Annotated in this window: 8 protein-coding genes; 7 read left to right on the top strand and 1 reads right to left on the bottom strand. The window is 39.4% G+C overall.

Annotation, left to right across the window (positions count from 1 at the left end; genetic code table 11):
- Window positions 1-105: 105 nt before the first annotated feature.
- The 5 genes from AB1397_00510 (at window position 106) to tsaD (ending at window position 2,700) form a co-directional block, all read left to right on the top strand.
- Window positions 106-207, top strand: a complete 102-nt coding sequence (locus tag AB1397_00510) for a DUF2905 family protein (protein ID MEW6481487.1) — start codon at window positions 106-108, stop codon at window positions 205-207.
- An 82-nt stretch (window positions 208-289) separates the two neighbouring features.
- On the top strand, window positions 290-811 hold the full coding sequence (locus tag AB1397_00515; protein MEW6481488.1) for an O-acetyl-ADP-ribose deacetylase: 522 nt from the start codon (window positions 290-292) through the stop codon (window positions 809-811).
- Complete coding sequence (gene efp / locus AB1397_00520) at window positions 795-1,358, top strand: elongation factor P (protein MEW6481489.1); 564 nt, start codon at window positions 795-797, stop codon at window positions 1,356-1,358. Before AB1397_00515 ends, efp begins: the two co-directional genes overlap by 17 nt.
- On the top strand, window positions 1,355-1,714 hold the full coding sequence (locus AB1397_00525) for a biotin/lipoyl-containing protein (GenBank protein MEW6481490.1): 360 nt from the start codon (window positions 1,355-1,357) through the stop codon (window positions 1,712-1,714). Before efp ends, AB1397_00525 begins: the two co-directional genes overlap by 4 nt.
- Window positions 1,714-2,700, top strand: a complete 987-nt coding sequence (gene tsaD, locus AB1397_00530) for a tRNA (adenosine(37)-N6)-threonylcarbamoyltransferase complex transferase subunit TsaD (GenBank protein MEW6481491.1) — start codon at window positions 1,714-1,716, stop codon at window positions 2,698-2,700. The genes AB1397_00525 and tsaD overlap by 1 nt, the downstream gene beginning before the upstream one ends.
- Window positions 2,701-2,751: 51 nt before the next feature.
- Here the strand turns inward: tsaD and acsB are convergent, their stop codons facing one another.
- The gene (acsB, locus tag AB1397_00535; protein MEW6481492.1) at window positions 2,752-4,962 is read right to left on the bottom strand and encodes an acetyl-CoA decarbonylase/synthase complex subunit alpha/beta; all 2,211 of its coding nucleotides are present in this window, start codon (window positions 4,960-4,962) and stop codon (window positions 2,752-2,754) included.
- Between the two features lie 58 nt (window positions 4,963-5,020).
- Here acsB and AB1397_00540 point away from each other — a divergent pair, with 58 nt between their 5' ends.
- Together AB1397_00540 and AB1397_00545 are read left to right on the top strand one after the other, a co-directional pair.
- Complete coding sequence (locus AB1397_00540) at window positions 5,021-5,125, top strand: AURKAIP1/COX24 domain-containing protein (GenBank protein MEW6481493.1); 105 nt, start codon at window positions 5,021-5,023, stop codon at window positions 5,123-5,125.
- On the top strand, window positions 5,112-5,539 hold a 428-nt coding region (locus AB1397_00545), incomplete at its 3' end, for an NTP transferase domain-containing protein (protein MEW6481494.1). The genes AB1397_00540 and AB1397_00545, both read left to right, overlap by 14 nt.

Genomic DNA, 5,539 nt, shown 5'->3' on the forward strand with positions numbered 1-5,539 from the left:
TTTTGAAGTAGTTCTTCTTCTGGTTCCATCTCTATTATATTTATCGGCATAAAATGAGAAAAAGTTAACTGTCAAAGAGCAATTTTTGAGAAACGAACTTCAAGGTTGCGAAAAATAAGAAATTTTACCTTTTATTTTCCCATTGTAACCTGTATCATTATAAGCATAATCCTTACCATTATTTTCTTTATCATAAAAAAATGGTAACTATTCAGGTCTAAAGGTATAATAAATATTGTCAAAAAAAGCTTTTTTTGATATACTTTGCTGATTAAAGGCTAAATTTACGATGATAAAGATTATCCTTTCTGATATAACTGAGCAAGATTGTGATGCAATTGTCAATGCGGCAAATTCTAGTTTAATGGGTGGAGGTGGGGTTGATGGAGCAATCCATAGAAAGGGTGGAGAAAAAATCCTTGAGGAATGCAAGGAGATTATAAAAAAGATAGGGTATCTTGAAACAGGAAGGGCTGTCATTACAAGGGGTGGAAACCTTAAGGCAAAATTTGTTATCCATACCGTAGGTCCAATCTGGAGGGGTGGAAAAAATAGGGAGGAAAGCCTTTTAAAGAGCTGTTATCAAGAGAGCCTAAAGCTTGCTTTGGAAAATAATTTAAAAACAATTGCATTCCCATCCATATCTACAGGTGCTTATGGCTATCCAAAGGAATTGGCTGCACCTGTTGCGCTGAGAGCGGTTTCTGATTTTTTAAAGGAAGAAAAAGGAATACAAGAGGTAAGGTTTGTCTTGTTTGATAAAGAAACATTTTCTGTTTATAAGGAGGCATTAGATGATCTCAGCGGTTGATTTAAGGGCGGGGAAGAATATTGAATTTAACAATTCAATATGCACGGTGGTTGATTTTGCCCATATAAAACCAGGAAAAGGACCTGCATTTGTCAGGGTAAAGCTCAAATCCTGGAATACAGATGCTACAACAGAATACACATTTAGACCTGAACAAAAATTTACCCATGTTGAGGTTTATGAAAAGCAAAAGCAATATCTCTATAGAAATGGCGATGAATATTGTTTTATGGATACAGAGACATATGAACAGGTAAGTATAGGAAAGGACATTCTAAAGGATAATGCAAAGTATCTTACAGAAAATATGAATGTAGACTTTCTTGAGTATGACGGAAGGGTGGTCGGAGTAAAGCTTCCTCTAGTGGTTGAGCAGAAAATAAAAGAGACAGAGCCAGGATTTAAGGGAGATACAGCAACGGGTGGGACAAAGCCAGCCATTACAGAGACAGGTTTAAACATCTCTGTTCCATTGTTTATTGAGATAGGCGATGTTGTAAAGATTGACACAAGAACGGGAAGTTATATTGAAAGAGTGAAGAAATGAAAGAGGAAAGAATAAGGGAATTGAATACCCTGATGAACAAGATGGGTATCCTCGAATTGGAGGTAAAGGATGGTGATTTTGAGTGTAAGATAAAAAAGCGATCCCTATCGCCCCTGCCAGTAATGCAAGAGGAGGAAAAAAACCTTCCCATTGTTATAAAATCACCCACGGTTGGCATTTTTTATCCCAAAGTAGAGGAAAACAATATTGTTTCATCCTCACAGGCTATAGGAACCATAATGGTTGTAGGTCATCCCCATGAGGTTGTTTCTCCCCAGGATGGAAAGGTTATTCAGGTTTTGGTAAAGGAGGGATTTCCCGTTGAATATGGCCAGCCTTTAGTTCTCATTTCATAATGTTCCTTGGCATTGAAACCTCCTGCGATGAGACAAGCATTGGGGTAATTGACGAAAATTACAACCTCCTTTCCTGTGTCATATTTTCTCAGGATGAGATTCATAAAGAATGGGGTGGTATCTTTCCAGAGCTTGCATCCAGGGCACACCTTGAAAGGATAAGGATGGTATTTGACAAGGCAATTTTGGATGCTGATATTAAAATTAGTGATATTAAGGCAATTGGGGTAACATATGGGCCTGGGCTTATTGGTTCTCTTCTTGTAGGTCTTTCATTCGCCAAAGGGTTAAGTATTTCTTTAAATGTCCCATTGTATGGGATAAACCACCTTGATGGACATCTCTCCCTTCCCTTGATTGAGAATAGAAACATTCCCCTTCCTGGCATAGGGCTTATTGTATCAGGTGGCCATACTGAGCTTGTATATATCAAGGATTGGGGGATATATGAAAGCCTGGGAAGAACCCTTGATGATGCTGTGGGAGAGGCGTTTGATAAGGTGGCAAGGCTTCTTGGGTTTTCCTTCCCTGGCGGACCAATCATAGATGAGATTTCTAAAAAGGGAAAGCCGAGCATAAAATTCCCTATTGCTAAGATAAAAAAGAAAGGATTTGATTTCAGCTTTTCAGGGATTAAAACCGCTGTTTTTTATTATTTAAGGGACAATAAAGGCTATTCAAGAGAGGATGTTGCTTGTTCTTTTCAGGAGGCTGTAATAAGGGCTTTGATAATTAGGGTTAAAGAAGCTTTATCTTATAAGGATGCAAAAAGCATTATCTTAGGTGGTGGGGTTGCTTGTAATACCCTGCTTAGACAGAGAATAAAAGAAGAGGGAGAAAAAAGAAAAATCCCTATATTCTTCCCCTCAAAAAGGCTATGTATAGATAATGGAGCAATGATAGCAGCTGCTCTTTTAAGAAAGATTAGAAATAACGAACCTCCCTTTCCCCTCTCTATTTCTCCTGAACCAAGTATTAAGCTATGATTTTAATAAATCCTTACTGTGATACCTAAACACATACTTGCATTTTGAATTTTATATTATCGCCTCCATTGAGAGACAGGGATGGTTTTTCTCTTTGCACCAATTTAAGACTTCCTCTTCGGTTAAGGCGTTTTCCTCAGTGGCAATTAGCTCAAAAAGATTGGGAATTCCCTCCTCTTCTCCCCTTCTTTTTAATACATCGGCAAGGGCTTCCTTTAACTTATTTGGCATCCAAACAAGCCTCTTTATTCCACCCTCTGCCTTAAGATACTTCTTTGAGCCGATATAAAACTTTGAATGTCCAATAAATCCAGGGGTTTGCTGGCCTCCACCTACAGAGCCAGCTAGGGTTGAGAATTTCATGCCGCAAGGGGTCATCCCAGTATGGTCTCTATCCACAATCATAATCCCAGAAACCGAAGGAAGGAGAACCGAGATGCACTCAAAGCAACCGCAGGAAGTCATTGGGTCAACCATTATTGAATAGGCAGACATTCGTTCAATCTTGTTGTGAGACCTCTCTAAAACAGCTCTATTTACATTATCCCATTGCCCAAGGCTTTCATCAATAACATTTCCCTTTTTTATTGGCTGATTTGGTCCAGTTGGAGAGATTTGATGGGCGGCTTTTGTATCAAGCCAGTTATATGCTCCGCATAAGCCAGAACGCTCTGGGGTAACAATACAGACATGGTTTGGAGCAAATGATTGGCATAGGGTGCAGGAATAGAAGGTATCTACGCCTTCATCGGTTAAGCCAGCCATCCTTTCATCCCTTGCTTTATAAACCTTTCTGGCAATCTCCCTTTTTTCCTTTATCGTTTCTTCTTCTGTATAGAGAAAAACAGAAACCTTATCAAGAATACTTGAATATTCATGGTGGAATTTGGCATAGATTATCTTTCCAATATGGACTAGCCTAAAACCATTCTTATACGCCTCCTTGCTTATCCTTATCCAGCTTATATCCCTCTGGCCTATATGCAAAACACCCGAGGCGGCATTTAGGGATTCATGGATATGACGCTCTAATATTGGCTCAAAATCCTTTTGCATTTTTGCACCAGAAACCTCAACCCATATCCCCAAAGCCATAGAGCCTCCTTCCTCTACACTATCAAGGTCAAAGCCGATAACCTCTATTTTTCCATCCTCTACCTCATTGCTTGGCTTTGTGGTTACATATTCAAAGGTGGGTTTTTTTGTTCTCATCTCATTTATCTCAACAAACATATCCTCCTTTCTTATCCTTTCTCCCGAAAAGGCAGGGCCATAGGGAACAGGTATGTCAATCTTTGCCGTAATTACCTTAAGCCCTCTGACATATATCGCCTTCTCTACCATTTTGTCAAAGGGAACATTGGAAACAACATGCTCATACATACAAACACCGGTAGGAAGGATTTCGGGAATTGGCGTATAAGAGATTACCGGAAATCCATAGTTTATTGCCCCTGCTGCTGTAGCATACCATTCATCTGAAACCTCTCCTAATGCAAGGATAAAGGCAAATACCCGATGGCGATTATATAAAAGGTTTCTTCTATAATCTCCGGGTGCAACACCACCAAAGGACATTGCGGCACGAGAGGCAAAACCCAAAGCAAAAACAGCAGAATATATATCCTTGCCAAATGGAACAAGCCTAGTTTCCCATCCCAATTGGACATCAGCCTCCCTTAATTGCTCTGCCATTGAAACACCGTTGTTTTCTGCGTGTAAAAAGACATAGAGAGTTTTTTCTTGAAGTTCCCTTGCTAGTTTAGCGGCCGTCTCTTTATCAGGGCAACAACCCACACAGGCAGCAAACCCAGGGGCAGAGCCATCAACAAATTCAATCCCCCTCTCCCTCATTATCTTATCATCTGCTGCACCAAGCCATAGATGGGTTTCATCTGGAGAGGGTGCGATAAAATAGGGGCAGGGGTCTTCTAAATATTTTAATACCTCAATGATCTCCTCATTCCATAAGGTTGCCATTCCAGCATCAAGGGTCTCTCCAAGGTATGGAAGGTTAATGTGTTTTGCGGGAATTTCTGGAAGCAAATCCTTTGCCATTTTTAAAACCTTCTCACAATCAGCAAGGGTTTTTACCGGAATTCCTGTCATTGCATAGATTATGGGAAGATAATAGCCGGTGTTTGGAAATTCAATGCTTTTTTCTGGAGAAAATCTATCAATTGCCTTAAAAAGCCTTGTTTCTGCCTCCTTGGCTATTCTGTGCGCTCCCCTTATTGCAGCTTGAGCAATTATTTTTGACATTTTAAGATTAAAATTATATAATTAAAGTCTAAAATTTGCAAAATAATTAAGAGGTAAAATGAGTAGCGTTGTTAAGAAAAGAAGGAAGAAGATAAGAAAGCATAAATACGAGAAGCTTAGGAAGAGGCTTCGGGCTGAAAGAAAGAGGTATGGAAAGCTGTGATACAGTTGTAATTTTAGCCGCAGGTAAAGGCATTAGGATGAGATCAAAGACAACAAAATTGCTTCATCCTTTAATGGGAAAGCCCATTCTTTCTTATTTAATAGAGGCAACATCTTTCTTTAAAAATCGGGTATTTATTGTTCAAGAGGGTTGCAAGGAAATCTGTGATTTAATAGGGAATAGAGGAAAAATAGCATTTCAAAAGGGTGTTTTGGGAACCGGCGATGCCCTCTTTTGTGCAAAGCCCTTTATTAAAGGTGATTTTGTGGTTATACCAGGAGATGTTCCCCTTGTTTCTAAAAAAACCATAAAAAGGCTAATAAATTTTCATCTTAAGGAAAAGGCAGATGCCACAATCCTGGCGGTAAGGAAGAGAGAGCCAAGGGGGTATGGAAGGGTAATTAAAGAGTCAGG

Source organism: bacterium, from assembly GCA_040756715.1.
In the GTDB taxonomy this organism is placed as follows: Bacteria; UBA9089; UBA9088; order UBA9088; family UBA9088; genus JBFLYE01.